Origin of the sequence: Hymenobacter sp. BT188 (genome assembly GCF_014333585.1) — a bacterium.
In the GTDB taxonomy this organism is placed as follows: domain Bacteria; phylum Bacteroidota; class Bacteroidia; order Cytophagales; family Hymenobacteraceae; genus Hymenobacter.
In genome coordinates this window covers 39,823-55,222 of the sequence record NZ_JACSCW010000004.1, presented here as the reverse complement: position 1 = coordinate 55,222, position 15,400 = coordinate 39,823, and the positions used below count along the sequence as shown (strand labels likewise).

The following is a 15,400-nucleotide window of genomic DNA, read 5'->3' as shown; positions in this document are numbered from 1 at the left end:
TCGCTTAAGCTAGTACCTGCTCACGATTGGCCAACACCTCGCGCACCGGAGTCCAACGGATATCGGGGTAGCGGGCATTGTCCAGAGGTTCCAGCTTGGGTCGACCGCTAAACATGTTATGCATGTATTGCATGCCCTGCCAGGGCGGGAATACGTCGTCGGTAGTGGGCATAAGGGCGCGGGTTACTTTAATCAGGGTTCCGAAAGCGCCCAGGCCACCTACCCGGAATAATCGAAACTGTTCGCCCGTGACAGCGCTGGCCACCGCCTGCAAGCCGCGAATAGTGGCCACTTCGCCGGCCACGCGCAGAAACCGGGGCGTGGTGGCGTCGAGGGCGGCAGCGGCCGTGAAGGCGGCAGTATCCTCGGTGGTAGTAAAGTCCAACGGCTGGTCTGCGTTGCCCCAGTATACCACCCGCTTAAACTTAAACAGGATAACCGGCGCCTGTCCCGTCAGCAGATCAGTGAACATGCCGTTGAGAATGGAGGTAGCTTGGATGGGTGCTTTATCGAGCCGCTCGGCGAACTCCCGGCGCAGATCGAGGTTGCGGTTGGAGCCGACTGGGAGCTTGGTGTAATCAATACAATAATCAGAAGGGATGAAGCGTGGAACACCAGCGGCCCCAGCCGCTTGCAGCAGGCGCGTCTGCATCTCCACAATTACCTCCCGCAGCCCCGACAAAGCCGATACCACGCAGGTTGCGCCGACACATGCTTTCGTCAGTTCGGTTTCGTTGTTAAAATCGACTTCAATAATAGTTGCCCCCTGCTCGCGCAAGGCAGCTATGGCTGGGGCCCCACTGCCCGCACGGACTAGGGCCCGCACATTTGCCCCCCGCTGTAGCAAGTACTTCGCAATTCGCCCTCCAAGATCACCGGTGGCACCGGCAAGCACTATAGTTGCTTGCTGAGCGGAAGAGGCGGTTGTGTTCTCTGTTGTTGATTCTGCCAAAATGAGGGGAAGTAGTTGGGTAAGGGAAATGCTAAAGCCGCCTGCCGGACCGGTGTGCGTGTTCGACTAGCTCAAACTCGACTGGTCAGGGCTGCTAATACAGTGACCGATGCCGGAAGGTTATTGACAGCCAGAGAAATAAGGCTGGCATCGGCACAAAAAAGCCTCCCAGCGTCGTCCATGCGGCCCGTATCTGCGTACGCTTCAGGATAGATATCTCACTAAACCCGGATACGATGAAACAGGTAGCTGCTGGCGTCAACCAGCTTCTCATTCAGCGCTTTGTCAATGTATACTTTGTGGAAGCCGGCGCCCCCGGCGAGTGGGTACTGGTAGATACGGGGTTGCCTGGCTCGGCCAAAATCATTATTGCGGCGGCCGACAAGCTATTTTATCCCGGAACCCATCCGCAGGCTATCATCCTTACCCACGGCCACATGGACCACGCCGGCTCCGCTCAGGAATTGGCCGACCACTGGCACGTTCCTATTCTGGCGCATCCCTTGGAAATGCCTTTTCTGACTGGCAAAGCGGTGTACCCGCCCGCCGACCCAACGGTGGGGGGCTCGTTAGCGTTTGTCAGCCGCTTTTTTCCGCCCCAAACATTCAATCTCACCGGTGTGCAGGCGCTGCCGGAGGGTGAGGAAATACCCTACATGGCTGGCTGGCAATGCCTGCACGTACCGGGTCACGCGCCCGGCCAGGTAGCTTTTTTCCGCGCTGAAGACAAGACCCTGCTCGGCGCCGATGCCTTCGCCACCACCGAGCACGATTCGGTGCTGTCGGTGCTGCTTGGGGTGCCCAAAATCAGCCGGGCCGGCACGCCCTTCAACTTTGATTGGGAAGCCACTCATGCTTCGGTTGTGAAGCTTTCTAACCTGGAGCCCCAGGCTATTGGTTGCGGCCACGGCCCGGCCGTGCAGGGCTCCCACTTGGCGAACGAGCTTAGGGAGTTGGCCCTGCATTTTCCGGTACCGCCCAAAGGTCGCTACGTGGAAAACCCAGCGCGCACGGATGCAAACGGTGTAGAGTTTATTCCCCCTGCCCTACCCGATACGTTGCCGGCGCGGGCAGCTATGCTAGGGGGCGGATTGGCGATAGCCGCGCTGGCAGCGGTATTGCTGAGCAAGCGAGATGGCAAGAAAAGGAAAAAGCACAAGCGCTTAAAAGGCTACCGACCGGCACCCGCAACAGCGTATGAGCGGCCTTTCCCAGATTATCCTTACAAAGAGAAGCGCGGCCCAGCACCACACAGAAACGGCGGGACTTAGTCCCGCCGTTTCTGTGTGGTGCTGGGCCGCGCTTCCTTTCCGATCCTATCTGTTTTGACGCCCTATGGCTGGTTAAGGCCTTTACCGGCGCGCCTCACGTGACGACTACAGAAACGGTTTAGCTACCTGTTCTCCTACAACTGAAGCTACCCTGTTTCCTCGGGCTTGCAATTTGCCCCCCGCCGGGCTTTCCGCTAACTTGCGGCCATTCGGCGCCCCACCCTATCGCGCCGCCGCACTAAGCATCAATCACTACTATGGGAAGAGCATTTGAATTTCGCAAAGGCCGCAAAATGAAGCGCTGGGACCGCATGTCCAAAGATTTCACCCGCATCGGCCGCGAAATCGTGATGGCCGTGAAGGAAAGTGGCCCTAACCCCGACACCAACTCTCGTCTGCGCGCGGCTATGCAGAACGCCAAGGGCGTGAACATGCCCAAAGACCGCGTGGAAGCCGCTATCAAGCGCGCTAGCAGCAAGGAAGAGAAAGATTATCAGGAGGTTGTATATGAAGGCTACGCGCCCCACGGCGTGGCAATTGTGGTAGAAACCGCCACGGACAACCCCGTGCGCACCGTAGCCAACGTGCGTATGTATTTCAACCGTGGCAATGGTGCCCTTGGCACGGCCGGCTCCTCCGATTTTACCTTCACCCGCAAAGGCGTATTTAAGCTAGCCGCCGAAGGCCTCGACCGCGACGAGCTGGAGCTGGAGCTTATCGACTTCGGTGCCGAAGATATTTACGAAGATCAGGAGGAAGACGAACACGGCAACGTGAAGGAGCTGATCGTGGTGGAAACCGCCTTCACCGACTTCGGCCAGATGCAAAAAGCCTTGGAAGAACGCCACCTCAACGTGGTTGGCGCCCAACTCCAGCGCATTCCAAACGCTACCGTCACGCTGGAAGGCGATGAGCTGGAGGAGGTAATGAACCTGATTGAGAAGTTCGAAGAGGATGACGACGTGCAGGCCGTGTACCACACGTTGGGGTAAGCTTCACCTGCCGCTTAGGTAACTTTATAAACGCGAGCCGCCCCAATTTGGAGCGGCTCGTTGTGTTTTGGGAAGGGATTAAATTATAGTTAGGTTTAGCCAAGTCGAAGACCTGATTTTCAGCACCCGAAGTGCCACCCTCCAATTCACCTTTCCAACCAACGCCACCCCATGCTACCACTGAAGAGAATAACGAGTGCTTGTCTGCTGCTTACCGGCCTCTTCAGCGCGGGATGCTCCACACCGGCCAAGAAACAGGAAACGGATTCGGCAACGGCTACTACTTACTTCCAGAGCCAGGAAACAGGCGTGCAGGATGGCGGCGTAAAGATGATTCCGATTACCACACCCAAGGGCAAATTCAACGTCTGGACGAAGCGCTTCGGCAACAACCCCAAGATGAAGGTGCTGCTGCTTAATGGCGGCCCCGGCGCTACGCACGAGTATTTTGAATGCATGGAAAGCTTCCTGCCTAAGGAAGGCATCGAGTTTATCTACTACGACCAGCTCGGCTGCGGCAACTCCGACAACCCCAAGGATACTGCCATGTGGAGCCTACCGCGCTACGTGGAAGAAGTCGAGCAGGTGCGGCAAGCCCTGAACCTGACCAAAGACAACTTCTACCTGCTGGGCCACTCCTGGGGGGGCATTTTGGCTGCCGAATACGCCCTCAAATATCAGGACAACCTGAAAGGCCTTATCATCTCCAATATGATGATGAGCGTGCCCGAATACGGCAAATACGCCGACAACGTGCTGGCCAAGCAGATGAAGCCTGAGGTGCTGAAAGAAATCCGGGACATTGAAGCCCGCAAGGATTTCCAGAACCCGCGCTACATGGAGCTATTGATGCCTAACTTCTACGTGGAGCACATCCTGCGTCTCCCGCTGGATCAGTGGCCCGAGCCCGTGAATCGCTCCTTCGCGAAGATGAATCAGTCGCTCTACGTGACCATGCAGGGCCCCAGCGAGTTTGGTGTGTCCGGCAAGCTGCTCAACTGGGACCGCACCAAAGACCTGCCCAAGCTAACCGTGCCGGTGCTGTCCATAGGAGGCAAACATGACACTATGGACCCCGAGCATATGCGCCGCATTGCTACCCAGGTCCAGAACGGCACCGCCCTCATCTGTCCCAATGGCAGCCACATGAGCTTCTACGACGATCAGCAGACGTATATGACCGGGCTGATTAAGTTTATTAAGGGCGTGGATAAGGGCGAGAAGAAAGTCGCCTTATAACTACCAGTGACACTGGTATTTATTTCATTATCTGATACTTAGTCAAGTAACAACAATACGTTGCGAGTCTTGAAACGCGGTGAGTCAGCTATTTAGTTTTTCTCGTAAGCTCATCTGTATTTTTTGCTTGCTATATTTTGGCCATCAATTAGTTTTCAACATATCTAACCACTTCTTCAACCACGTTTAATTAAATGAAACGCCTAACAAGCACTTTATTTAACCTACTGATTATCTTGACTTTATTTTCCTGCAACAAAGAGGAAATAGCCCCCCAGACGGGCGACTTAGTCATAGCATTTCCCTACACCGCGCAGCTAAATGGCGTCCCCTACTATCTCTTCACGGAAGGCATCTGGACAACTCCCATTCGCTCTGCCACTCCCCTGCGCGAAGGCACCATGCCGAGCGCGGCGTCAGCTTCTACCGGAGGCAAAGCGAGAATTGAGTTTAAGAACTTGAACGCGGGCAATTATGTCTTTGTATTAGGCAGCAACAACTGGTCGGTGCAGGTAACGGCGGGCCAAAATACCGAAGTATTCAAGTAATTAGATTGAAACCCTGCGCGCTACTTCCTTTGCAATAGCTTGGCTTGCAATCCAACGTCGCACGCTTTCCCTTACTCGCACTGCGTATCTTTGCGGCCCGCCGGAGTTCCGGCGGGCCGTTTATTTTTCTGGCCATCAAATTTGCCCCCCATGTCTACTCGTCTCAACAAATACATCAGCGAAAGCGGCGTCTGCTCCCGGCGCGAAGCCGACAAATTCATTGAGCAGGGCAACGTGTTTGTGAACGGCAAGCGGGCCAGCATCGGCGACCAGGTGACCGAGAAAGACCGCGTGGTGGTGAATGGCAGCCTCATTGAGCCCCGCGCCCCCGAGGACGCGATTTATATTGCCTTCAATAAGCCCCCCGGCATCACCAGCACCACCGAAACCAGCGTTAAGGATAACATTATCCGCTACATTAAGCACAGCGAGCGAATTTTCCCCATCGGCCGCTTGGATAAGGATTCGCAGGGCCTGATTCTGCTGACCAGCAACGGTGACATCGTCAACAAGATTCTGCGGGCCGGCAACAAGCACGAGAAGGAGTACATCGTGATGGTGGATAGGCCCATTACCGACAGCTTCATCGAAGGCATGCGCGGCGGGGTGCCCATCATGGGCATCATGACCCAGAAATGCGAGGTCAAAAAGGAAACCAACTATATATTCCGCATCACGCTCATTCAGGGCATGAACCGCCAGATCAGGAAGATGTGCGAACATTTTGGCTACGAAGTGGTGCAGCTGGAGCGCATTCGGGTAATGAATATCACGCTTAAAGGTCTCGGCGTAGGCGACTGGCGCGAGCTGACGGAGAAGGAGCTAGATGGCATCATGAAGATGACCGAAACCTCCTCCGGTACCAAGGAAGCATCGCTGCCGAAGCGTCGCGTGGGCCCACCTACTACCGCATGGAGTAGCCGGCCAGCGCGCTTTAGCGAAGGGGAAAACGAGGATAAACCCGCCCGCAAACCAGCTGGCACAGGTAGCAAGTCCGCGCCTCGCTCGGCCCCCAGCGGCGCCAAACCCGCGCGCAAAACTGCTCCGGGCAAGCCAAAGCCTACGGCCTCAGCAGCGGCTTTTGGCACAGAAAAGCCCCCCAGAAAGCCCGGACGTCCCACCAGCGCCGGCTCCAAGCGCAAGCCCGCCGCCAAAACGCTCAACCGCGCCCCAAAAGGCAACGCTGGCCGCCGGGGCAGTAGCCGGTAGTGGTAAATGCTGCTTCGCATTAGTCTTCCCAGGTTAGTCTACAGAGTTTTCTCTTCTTTAAGTAGCCTAAAAACTTAATATTGAAGCTGAGCTGAGGCAACTCATGTGCGATCGTTTTTTTGTTAAACAGGCGGTCATGCTTCGCTCCGCTCTGCATGACCGCCTGTTTAACAATTGATTTAGAGTTGATAACAAACTCAAACTATGCCCACTGCTCTTGAGCAAATGCTGACCGGCGATTTGTATCAAGCCAACGACCCGGAACTGGTAGCCGCCCGTCAGCGTGCCAAAGCCTTGTATCATCGCTACAATCAGCAGCCCCTGGAGCTAGACCGCGCTGTGCTGGCTGAGCTGCTGGGCTACGAAACCGACGCTTACATCGAAGCTCCCTTGCGCTGCGACTACGGCTTTAACATTCAATTGGGGCGAAATTTCTACGCTAATTATAACCTCACCATTTTGGATTGTGCGCCGGTACGCATCGGCGACAACGTGTTTGTGGCGCCCAATGTGTTGCTGAGCACGGCGGGCCATCCCGTGGAGGTTGAACCGCGTGTGGCCGGTTGGGAGTTTGCCCGGCCTATTATCATCGGCGACAATGTATGGCTGGGCGCGGGGGTCATCGTGCTGCCCGGCGTGACGATTGGCGCGGGCACTACCATCGGGGCTGGCAGCATCGTGACGCGGGATATTGCGGCTGATTCGGTAGCTGTGGGCAATCCGTGCCGCGTACTTCGGTCGGCGCTACCGCCAGACCAGCAGTAAGAATTAGGACTGTTGAGAGTGGGCTGCTTTGCTTCGGCCTTTTGCGCAATCGTGAAGTAAATCCTATATTTCTTATGCGATTTGGCTCCCCTTTCCTATGTCAGCTAGCTTCCTCGATCCCAATGCTCATGACGCTCTCGTGGCCCGGATTCAGGCTTTGACGCCTACTAGTCAGCGCCGATGGGGCCAGATGACCGTGGGGCAAATGCTGGTGCATTGTGCCGATCAGCTGCGAGTGAGTCGGGATGAAAAGGCGGTTACCTCTTTGCGGATTCCGAGCTTTCTGAAACCCTTGGTGAAGTGGTTTTTTGTTACGCGCCTGAAGCGATTCAAGCCAAACATGCAAACGCTGAAAGAGTTGGATTCGAAAGCTGGTATGACGCCGCCGACCTCCTTCGAAACCGACCGCCAAACGCTGCTCGATCTACTCAATCCGGCCAAGTACAGTCTGTCTGGGATTGAGCATCCGGTGTTTGGTCATTTGTCCCATAAGGAGTTGGGGGAAGTTACTTGGAAGCACCTCGATCATCATTTGCGACAGTTTGGTGTGTAGCGGCTTTTGCTGGCTCGCTTCCACTTAATTACCTGTCGTGTTGAGCGGTATAACGGCGGTTGAGGTCCTACATTAGGTAGTTAGCTTTTGGCTACAGCTACTTGATCTGCTGAAACACCATCCCAACCCACTTTCCTGCTTATCTTGCAGCCCGCCTTTTGGGCATCTGACTAACTATTTTTGCCCCACAACCCTCAACCACCCCTCCATGCTCCGCACTGACTGGACCCTCGACGAAGTAAAAGCTCTGTATCATCAGCCCGTGCTAGAACTTGTGACTCAGGCCGCCGCTGTGCACCAGGCCAACCAGTCGACTGGCGAGGTACAGGTATGCACGCTCCTATCGGTAAAAACCGGCGGTTGCCCCGAAGACTGCTCCTACTGCCCTCAGGCCGCCCGCTACCACACTGGTGTGGAAGTACATGCCTTGCTGAAGGATGAGGTAGTATTGGATGCCGCCCGCCGCGCCAAAGACTCCGGCAGCACCCGCTTTTGCATGGGTGCCGCCTGGCGCGAAGTGCGCGACAACCGCGACTTCGACCGCGTGCTGGGCATGGTAACCCAGGTAAACGACATGGGCTTGGAAGTGTGCTGCACCCTGGGCATGATCAATGAATACCAGGCCGAGCGACTCAAGCAAGCTGGTCTCTACGCCTACAATCACAACCTCGACACCAGCGCCGAGCACTACTCCGAAATCATCACCACCCGCACCTACGACGACCGCCTTAATACGCTCGAAAACGTGCGTCAAGCGGGTATTTCAGTGTGCTCGGGGGGCATTATTGGCCTCGGCGAAACCGACGAAGACCGTATTGCCATGCTGCACACGCTGGCCACCCTGCCCGCCCACCCCGAATCGGTGCCGGTGAATGCACTGGTGCCCGTAGCCGGCACCCCGCTTGCCGAGCAGCCCCGCGTGAGCGTATGGGAAATGCTGCGCATGATTGCCACCGCCCGTATCCTGATGCCCCGCACCATGGTCCGCCTCTCCGCTGGCCGCCAGGAAATGCCTGTATCAGAGCAGGCGCTTTGCTTTTTAGCCGGCGCTAACTCCATATTCTCCGGCGAAAAGCTACTCACCACGCCCAACCCCGACTTCGACGCTGACAAACAAATGTTCGCCACGCTGGGCTTGAAGCCGCGTAAGTCATTCAAGGACATGCCGCAGGGCGCTACAGTGTTGGCCAAAGCTTCGCTTGAGGCGTAAGGATTCATAGTATTGAGATGCGCAACTCTCGAGTGCTAACTTGGATCATATTAGCACTAGTGTGCTTATACTCATTGCCGCTAAGAGCCCAAACTAGTGGTCCGATGTTGAGTTTGCAGAGTTTGGATAAGGGCTATGGCTTCAATGGGGTCTCTTTTGGGGCGGCGCTTCCTATAAACAGTTCATTCAAACCAGTTTTATCAGGAATAGGCAAACGCTGGCAGGTCACAAAGACATACAAGCTTGATGGGGATACCACAACCCTGGCAGGCCAGCGGCTAACGCCGGAGTACTGGTTTAGACTCAATCGATTTGTCGGGGTTACTTTTCAGATAGCCAACGAGCCAAAAAGTCGGTCAACACTGGCGTATTTAACTCAGCTATATGGGCAGCCCCGGCCGGGAAATATACCAGGAGCTCATTACTGGTTAGGGAAGCATACTTATATTCTGTATGAGGATATAAGTCGTGCAACCACCGTGGTACATATTGCCAGTTTAGCGATGCTGAATGAGCAAGTAATTGAAACTTCTGTCCGACAAGAAGCGCGTACTACTTTGGGCTGGCAACCTGATTCTGCAGGCTTGCCACGCCAGTTTCCCGTGCCGCCGAGGAAGTAAGTTATTATCGGCTCGATGGTCTTACAAACTGATTTTCTTCTCCAGCGCCTCACTCAGCAGCTCATGCAGCGCGAGGCCGCCGGTACCCGCCGGCATTTGACAGTCGCGGAGGCGGGTCGGGTAGATTTTAGCTCCAACGACTACCTCGGCTTAGCGCAACACGACATGTTGCAAGCTATTTTGCAACGCGCAATAACTGAAAAAAGCCCCCCAGCCGCCGGCAGCACCGGCTCGCGCCTGCTCACCGGCAACTCAGCAGCCGCCGAAATGCTGGAAACTCAGCTAGCGACCTTTCACCGCGCTGAGGCGGCTTTGCTTTTCAACTCCGGCTACGCGGCCAACCTAGGCTTCTTTGCCGCCGTGCCCCGCCGCGGCGACACCATTTTTTACGACGAAGCCAGCCACGCCTCCGTGAAGGATGGCATCCGGGGCAGCTTCGCCACGGCCTTCAGCTTCCGGCACAATGATCTGGCGGACCTAGAGCGGCGACTGAGTCGGGCGACGGGAGCTGTCTTTGTGGCCGTGGAGGCGCTGTATTCCATGGATGGCGATCAGGCGCCGCTGCGGGAGCTTGCGGCTTTTTGCCAGCAGCGCGGCTTGTATCTGGTAGTAGATGAGGCGCACACCAACGGTATTTATGGCCCGCGCGGCGAGGGCTTGATAGTGGAGCTTGGCCTGGAAAGCGCGGTATTCGCCCGGATTCTTACGTTTGGCAAGGCCTTGGGCAATCAGGGGGCAATTATTGCCGGGCCACAGGTGCTGCGTGAGTATCTGCTGAATTTCAGTCGGCCATTTATTTATACCACCGCGCTGCCTCCGCTGGCTATTGCTACGCTGGCGGCCGCCTACGAACTGCTGCCCACTATGCAGACGGAGCGGCAGCGGCTTTTTGCCCTTTCCGATTTTCTAAAAACAAAGCTGAATGCAGTGCCCGGTCTGCACGTACCAGCGGCCAGCCACATCATTCACCCGGTTTTCTTCACCGCTTCGCCCGGCCCGGCCCATGTGCGCGCCGTGGCCACCACCGCCCAGCAGGCCAATTTCGACGTGCGCCCTATCGTGGCTCCTACCGTACCCGCGGGTACTGAGCGCCTGCGGCTTATCGTGCACAGCTACAATACTGAGGAGGAGATAGAGGGTCTGGCGGCGGTACTGGGGCGGCTTGGGGGATGAACTGTTAAGCCCTAATATCTAAGTGGCCAACTGGACGGAAGCAAAATTATTCTTCGATTGCTAAGATATGCAAATAGCTCTATGTTTCACTCAGCAACTTTATATATTGCTGTCGCAATCTTACTTTTGCGGTTTTCTATCCTCTGCAAAGAGGGTTTATGAAGGTTAGTTGCAGGCGAGCTACCGAGCTATGTGGATATTACAGCAGCTTGTAGCTTCATCAGTTGCGGCAATTCAGATCGTAATTTTCGGGCTAAAAGACGACAATAAATAAACTGAAAAGAATATTTAAAATCATTTTCCATGAATGAAAAGTTGTTCTTTAAGACCCGGTTGTATTTTACAGGAATAGTAACCATTGCTATATGGGCACTATTAGCTTGGGGACATTATCATGGAGGTGTACCGAGCCATCATATAATGGCTCGCGCAGATTTGCCCAAAATTTCTAATTGGTGGGGCGGCATTTTACTTCCTCTGCTTACATGGTTTCTACTATATCGAATTCATAAGAGAGTCAGTAATAACAAGAATAAAAAACCAGAATGGTTAACGTTCTCAATAAATATAGTTTACGGATTCTTTGGTGGCCTATTTTTCGGAATATTACTTTCTACCTTTTTCACTTTTGGCTTTTCAGATGTATTAGGCTACATGCTTAATGGGCTATTTCTACTCGCTCTGTTCTTTCCAATTTATCGGGCAGAATGCGTGCTTGGGTTCGTTATTGGTATGACTTTCACATTTGGTGCAGTAATACCAACTGTAGCAGGATCGATATTCGCATTAATAGGTATTGTTTTATACCTTTTTATTAGACCAGTCATATTATATATGGCATCAAGTCTTGTACACATAGTATCGCCAAATAAAAAAGAGACTGACAGATAAATAAAAACAAAAATCAACATTGCATATTTAATATATAATAAATTAATCTAAAATTAACACCCAGGGATTTAAAACCACAATGTCTGCTATTCACCTCAGAAGCTAGCGCATCTTTGTATTGCCTTTCGAAAGGCTATAATTAAATCAAACGCAGCCGTTAGTATCAGGCTCCCTTACTTAACGCTTTTTGGAACAACTTTTCGTAACCGGCATTGGCACCGACGTCGGTAAAACTATAGTAGCCGCCATCCTTACCGAGGCCCTGCAAGCCGATTATTGGAAGCCCGTGCAGGCCGGCCTTACTCCCACGACCGATACAGCCACGGTACGCGCGCTGGTAACCAATCCGGTCTCCCAGTTTCACCCCGAAGCGTACCGCCTTCAATTGCCGGCCTCGCCCCACGCGGCGGCGGCGGCCGAAAACATCCGCATTCAGCCCGAGCGTTTCGTGCTGCCTCAGACCACCAATAATCTGATTGTGGAGGGCGCTGGGGGGCTTTTTGTGCCGTTGGCGCCGGGCTTTTTGCTGGTTGACCTACTGGCGCAACTACAGCTGGCGACGGTGGTTGTGTCCCGAAACTATCTGGGCAGCATCAATCACACGTTGCTTACGCTGGAGGCTCTGCAACGGCGGGGCTTGCCTATTCGCGGATTGGTGTTTAATGGTGAATCAACGCCAGCCACGGAGGAGTTTATTCTTCAGCATTCCGGCGTGCCAGTGCTGCCGCGGCTACGGCCTGAGCCGGTGGTGGATGCGGCCATGGTGAGCCGCTACGCGGCAGATTTTCGGGCGTGGGGCCTCACCCCCAGCCCCTCTCCCAAAGAGAGGGAAGTCTAACGCTCCGCCTACGCGGCTCCGTCGGCTGGCGCCTCCGCAACCGGAAGCTTATTCTATATGCTACTCTGGATGGTAGTAGTACCTGAGGCGAAAGCCGACGGAGCCGCGTAGAGCGACTGTCGTCAGGCTCCCCCTCTCCCCTAGGAAAGGGGGCCGGGGGGGAGGCCATCCGTTGAATGGCCGGTGCACCACGGCCAACCCTTACCTTTGCGCCATGCCCACCCTAGCTGCCCGCGACCACGCCGTACTCTGGCACCCCTATACCCAAATGCAAACCGCCCCCCTGCCCATTCCCATTGTGCGGGGTGAGGGCGCGTGGCTCTACACCGAAGACGGCACTGCCTACCTCGACGGCATTTCCTCCTGGTGGGTAAATCTGCATGGGCACGCCCACCCCCGCATCGCGGAGCGGGTAGCTCAGCAGCTCCAGACGCTGGAGCATGTCCTGTTTGCTGGCTTCACCCACCCGCCCGCCGTGGAGTTGGCCGAAGGATTATTGGAGATTTTGCCCCCCAATCAGCGCCGCATCTTTTATTCCGACAACGGCTCGACGGCGGTGGAGGTAGCGCTAAAAATGGCTCTGCAATACCATCATAACCACGGCCTGCCTCGCCGCACGATGGTGGCTTTTCGCGACAGCTACCACGGCGACACCTTCGGAGCCATGGCCGTGAGCAGCCGGGGGGCATTTACAGCGCCCTTCGCGCCGCTGCTGTTTGATGTGGCTTTTATCGATGTGCCCGTGCCCGGCCACGAGGCCGAAGCCTTGGCTCAGCTGGAAGCTATAGCCGCTCAGGGTGACGTGGCGGCCTTCATTTTTGAACCGCTGCTGCTGGGCACGGCCGGCATGATTACCTATTCCGCAGAGGTGCTGAACGAGCTGATTAGCTGCTGCCATCGTCACGGCATTTTAGCCATTGCCGATGAAGTAATGACCGGTTTCGGGCGCACTGGTCGGCTTTTCGCCTGTGACTACCTCACGGAAAGGCCCGACATGGTCTGCTTATCCAAGGGACTCACTGGGGGTACGATGGCGCTGGGCATCACAAGCAGCACGGGGCCGGTGTACGAGGCATTTTTGAGTGATGACAAGATGAAGACTTTCTTTCACGGTCACTCTTATACGGCCAATCCGGTGGCATGTGCGGCGGGACTGGCTAGCTTAGAACTGCTGCGCGAGCCGGCTTGCACGGCTGACTTAGCGCGAATCTCGGCGGCGCATCAGGCGTTTGCGGTGGAGATAACGGACCAACCCGGCGTGCGCGCTGTGCGCCTGCTTGGTACCGTAGTGGCCGTGGAATTCGAAGAGCAGGCCACCACATCCTACTTCAGCAGCCTCCGCGACGAGCTGTATCAGCTGGCCTTACAACGTCGCGTGATTCTGCGGCCGTTGGGCAACATTATCTACATCATGCCGCCCTACTGCACCACCGACGCAGAGCTAAATCTGCTCTACGACACCGTACGGGCCATGCGTGACTTGGTGGTAGCGCGGATTGACTGAGCTAAGCATACTGAAAAGCAATCATCTACCCACTCTACACATCCGCGTCATGCAGAGCGGTAGCGAAGCATCTCGCGTGTTTATCGGGGTTAGTAATCTCACATCAGCACGCGAGATGCTTCGCTACCGCTCTGCATGACCGCCTGCCTGGAATTCTTACAAGGAATCATTCAATCTACTAGCCGTAGCTTGCGGCCTGATCGAGCTTTATCCAACTAATGTCCGACGACGATCTAATTCTGATTCGGGGCCGGGGCAGCGTGTCCGCGCTGGGGCTGGGGGGCAATTTTGTCGCTTCCTCACCTGTGTCGGCCTTTTCAAGCCGCCCCACCGGAACCCGCGTCCTGCCGGTTGCCAGCCTGCCCACCGAAGCGGAGGAAGCAGCTGCGGCCTTGCGCCACGCGCACGCCCCCTACCGCCAGCTCGACCGCACCGTATTATTGGCCTTACTTGCCGCCCGCCAAGCCACGGCCCAGGCGGGCTGGGCAGCGCAGGATGCCAGTCTGGGTGTCAGTATTGGTTCTTCGCGGGGTGCTACAGGCCGAATAGAACAGTTCCACGCCGATTTTCTGACTGATGGGGTGGTAGCCGCGGCTGCGTCGCCGCTCACGACGCTGGGCAATGTGGCGAGCTGGGTGGCCTACGATGCGGGCGCAATCGGTGGGGCGGCGCTCAGCCACTCCAGCACCTGTAGCAGCGCCTTCCAGGCATTGGGCAACGCGGTGGCCTGGCTGCGCGCTGGCCTCGCCGATCGGTTTTTGGCTGGCGGCGCCGAAGCTCCGCTCACTGATTTTACGCTTGCCCAGATGCACGCCCTGGGCATTTACTCCACTTTTGCCTCCCAGGAGTGGCCTTGCCGCCCTGGCGCGGGCGCACCTTCCACCTTCGTGCTGGGCGAGGGAGCGGCAGTTTTTGCCCTAGAACGAGTTAGTCGTGCGGCCCTTGCGGCGGAGCCAGCCACGGCTTCGGCACCTCAGTTTCAGCTGGAAAGCGTCGGCTTTGGCTTCGAGGCTATTCCGAGCAAAACCGGCCTCTCAGCTGATGGACAGCACTTTCAAACGGCCATGCGTCAGGCGTTGCGGCAAGCAAATTGCCCCCCAGAAGCCGTTGATGCCTTGGTGCTGCACAGCCCCGGCACACCAGCAGGTGATGCCGCTGAGCGCCGGGCAGTATCAGGGGTTTTTGGGGCAGAAAATGTCCCTCTGTTTGTTTCTAACAAATGGCTGGTGGGACACACGCTTGGCGCTTCCGCTGCTCTGAGTCTGGAGTTTGCTTTACAAATGCTCACTCACCAAACCTGGCCTAAGCCGCCGTTCGAAACCTATTTATCCTCACCTTCTAATCCGAATCGGCCCATTCGGCGGGTGCTGGTGAATGCAGCAGGCTTTGGCGGTAATGCATCCAGCGCGCTGGTGTCTTTGGTGTAATGAATTACCCACTCTCTGGACTTTTCTCTTTTTATAGAACATCATGCGGAGGCGGAGCCGAAGCAACTCGCGTGCTGACGTGGGATTACTAACCCCACGTCAGCACGCGAGTTGCTTCGGCTCCGCCTCCGCATGACGGGCGGTTTTCATGTGTTCTCCTAACAATTCCGGCGTACGCCGTATTTTACATCACCAAAACCTCCTACGC

Annotated in this window: 15 protein-coding genes; 14 read left to right on the top strand and 1 reads right to left on the bottom strand. The window is 55.8% G+C overall.

Annotated elements, in window-relative coordinates; translation table 11 throughout:
- Positions 1-4: 4 nt before the first annotated feature.
- The gene (locus H8B13_RS11880) at positions 5-952 is read right to left on the bottom strand and encodes an NmrA family NAD(P)-binding protein (protein WP_187311040.1); all 948 of its coding nucleotides are present in this window, start codon (positions 950-952) and stop codon (positions 5-7) included.
- Positions 953-1,188: 236 nt separating this feature from the next.
- Between H8B13_RS11880 and H8B13_RS11875 the strand changes: the two genes are divergently transcribed.
- The 14 genes from H8B13_RS11875 to H8B13_RS11810 all read left to right on the top strand — a co-directional run bounded on the left by H8B13_RS11875 (position 1,189) and on the right by H8B13_RS11810 (position 15,192).
- On the top strand, positions 1,189-2,223 hold the full coding sequence (locus tag H8B13_RS11875; protein WP_187311039.1) for an MBL fold metallo-hydrolase: 1,035 nt from the start codon (positions 1,189-1,191) through the stop codon (positions 2,221-2,223).
- Positions 2,224-2,480: 257 nt separating this feature from the next.
- Positions 2,481-3,215: a YebC/PmpR family DNA-binding transcriptional regulator gene (locus tag H8B13_RS11870; protein WP_187311038.1), complete on the top strand. Its 735-nt coding sequence runs from the start codon at positions 2,481-2,483 to the stop codon at positions 3,213-3,215.
- Between the two features lie 171 nt (positions 3,216-3,386).
- Positions 3,387-4,454 (top strand): proline iminopeptidase-family hydrolase, encoded by a 1,068-nt coding sequence (locus H8B13_RS11865; RefSeq protein WP_187311037.1) that lies wholly within the window; start codon positions 3,387-3,389, stop codon positions 4,452-4,454.
- A 236-nt stretch (positions 4,455-4,690) separates the two neighbouring features.
- Entirely contained in the window at positions 4,691-5,002 is a 312-nt protein-coding gene (locus tag H8B13_RS11860) for a hypothetical protein (protein ID WP_187311036.1), read from the top strand.
- Between the two features lie 150 nt (positions 5,003-5,152).
- Positions 5,153-6,211 carry a 23S rRNA pseudouridine(2604) synthase RluF gene (rluF, locus tag H8B13_RS11855; protein ID WP_187311035.1) on the top strand — a complete coding sequence of 353 codons (1,059 nt, stop codon included), beginning with the start codon at positions 5,153-5,155 and terminating at the stop codon, positions 6,209-6,211.
- A 204-nt stretch (positions 6,212-6,415) separates the two neighbouring features.
- Positions 6,416-6,976 carry a sugar O-acetyltransferase gene (locus H8B13_RS11850; protein WP_187311034.1) on the top strand — a complete coding sequence of 187 codons (561 nt, stop codon included), beginning with the start codon at positions 6,416-6,418 and terminating at the stop codon, positions 6,974-6,976.
- Between the two features lie 97 nt (positions 6,977-7,073).
- Positions 7,074-7,529 (top strand): DUF1569 domain-containing protein, encoded by a 456-nt coding sequence (locus H8B13_RS11845; protein ID WP_187311033.1) that lies wholly within the window; start codon positions 7,074-7,076, stop codon positions 7,527-7,529.
- Positions 7,530-7,737: 208 nt separating this feature from the next.
- The gene (gene bioB, locus H8B13_RS11840; protein WP_187311032.1) at positions 7,738-8,739 is read left to right on the top strand and encodes a biotin synthase BioB; all 1,002 of its coding nucleotides are present in this window, start codon (positions 7,738-7,740) and stop codon (positions 8,737-8,739) included.
- A 104-nt stretch (positions 8,740-8,843) separates the two neighbouring features.
- The gene (locus H8B13_RS11835) at positions 8,844-9,359 is read left to right on the top strand and encodes a hypothetical protein (RefSeq protein WP_187311031.1); all 516 of its coding nucleotides are present in this window, start codon (positions 8,844-8,846) and stop codon (positions 9,357-9,359) included.
- A gap of 15 nt (positions 9,360-9,374) precedes the next feature.
- Positions 9,375-10,532: an aminotransferase class I/II-fold pyridoxal phosphate-dependent enzyme gene (locus H8B13_RS11830; protein WP_187311030.1), complete on the top strand. Its 1,158-nt coding sequence runs from the start codon at positions 9,375-9,377 to the stop codon at positions 10,530-10,532.
- Between the two features lie 303 nt (positions 10,533-10,835).
- A complete protein-coding gene (locus tag H8B13_RS11825; RefSeq protein ID WP_187311029.1) occupies positions 10,836-11,423 on the top strand; it encodes a hypothetical protein in 588 nt (195 codons plus the stop codon).
- Positions 11,424-11,610: 187 nt separating this feature from the next.
- Positions 11,611-12,261, top strand: coding sequence for a dethiobiotin synthase (gene bioD, locus H8B13_RS11820; protein ID WP_187311028.1), 651 nt, complete (start codon positions 11,611-11,613; stop codon positions 12,259-12,261).
- Between the two features lie 214 nt (positions 12,262-12,475).
- A complete protein-coding gene (gene bioA, locus H8B13_RS11815; protein WP_187311027.1) occupies positions 12,476-13,765 on the top strand; it encodes an adenosylmethionine--8-amino-7-oxononanoate transaminase in 1,290 nt (429 codons plus the stop codon).
- Positions 13,766-13,983: 218 nt separating this feature from the next.
- Positions 13,984-15,192, top strand: coding sequence for a beta-ketoacyl synthase N-terminal-like domain-containing protein (locus H8B13_RS11810; RefSeq protein WP_187311026.1), 1,209 nt, complete (start codon positions 13,984-13,986; stop codon positions 15,190-15,192).
- Positions 15,193-15,400: the final 208 nt, after the last annotated feature.

Bases quoted from the DNA above. Each gene is read 5' to 3' on its own strand.
- H8B13_RS11845 (WP_187311033.1), top strand. From the start codon at position 7,074: ATGTCAGCTAGCTTCCTCGATCCCAATGCTCATGACGCTCTCGTGGCC.
- H8B13_RS11835 (WP_187311031.1), top strand. From the start codon at position 8,844: ATGTTGAGTTTGCAGAGTTTGGATAAGGGCTATGGCTTCAATGGGGTC.
- H8B13_RS11825 (WP_187311029.1), top strand. From the start codon at position 10,836: ATGAATGAAAAGTTGTTCTTTAAGACCCGGTTGTATTTTACAGGAATA.
- bioB (WP_187311032.1), top strand. From the start codon at position 7,738: ATGCTCCGCACTGACTGGACCCTCGACGAAGTAAAAGCTCTGTATCAT.
- bioA (WP_187311027.1), top strand. From the start codon at position 12,476: ATGCCCACCCTAGCTGCCCGCGACCACGCCGTACTCTGGCACCCCTAT.
- H8B13_RS11875 (WP_187311039.1), top strand. From the start codon at position 1,189: ATGAAACAGGTAGCTGCTGGCGTCAACCAGCTTCTCATTCAGCGCTTT.
- rluF (WP_187311035.1), top strand. From the start codon at position 5,153: ATGTCTACTCGTCTCAACAAATACATCAGCGAAAGCGGCGTCTGCTCC.
- H8B13_RS11865 (WP_187311037.1), top strand. From the start codon at position 3,387: ATGCTACCACTGAAGAGAATAACGAGTGCTTGTCTGCTGCTTACCGGC.
- H8B13_RS11850 (WP_187311034.1), top strand. From the start codon at position 6,416: ATGCCCACTGCTCTTGAGCAAATGCTGACCGGCGATTTGTATCAAGCC.
- H8B13_RS11830 (WP_187311030.1), top strand. From the start codon at position 9,375: ATGGTCTTACAAACTGATTTTCTTCTCCAGCGCCTCACTCAGCAGCTC.
- H8B13_RS11870 (WP_187311038.1), top strand. From the start codon at position 2,481: ATGGGAAGAGCATTTGAATTTCGCAAAGGCCGCAAAATGAAGCGCTGG.
- H8B13_RS11810 (WP_187311026.1), top strand. From the start codon at position 13,984: ATGTCCGACGACGATCTAATTCTGATTCGGGGCCGGGGCAGCGTGTCC.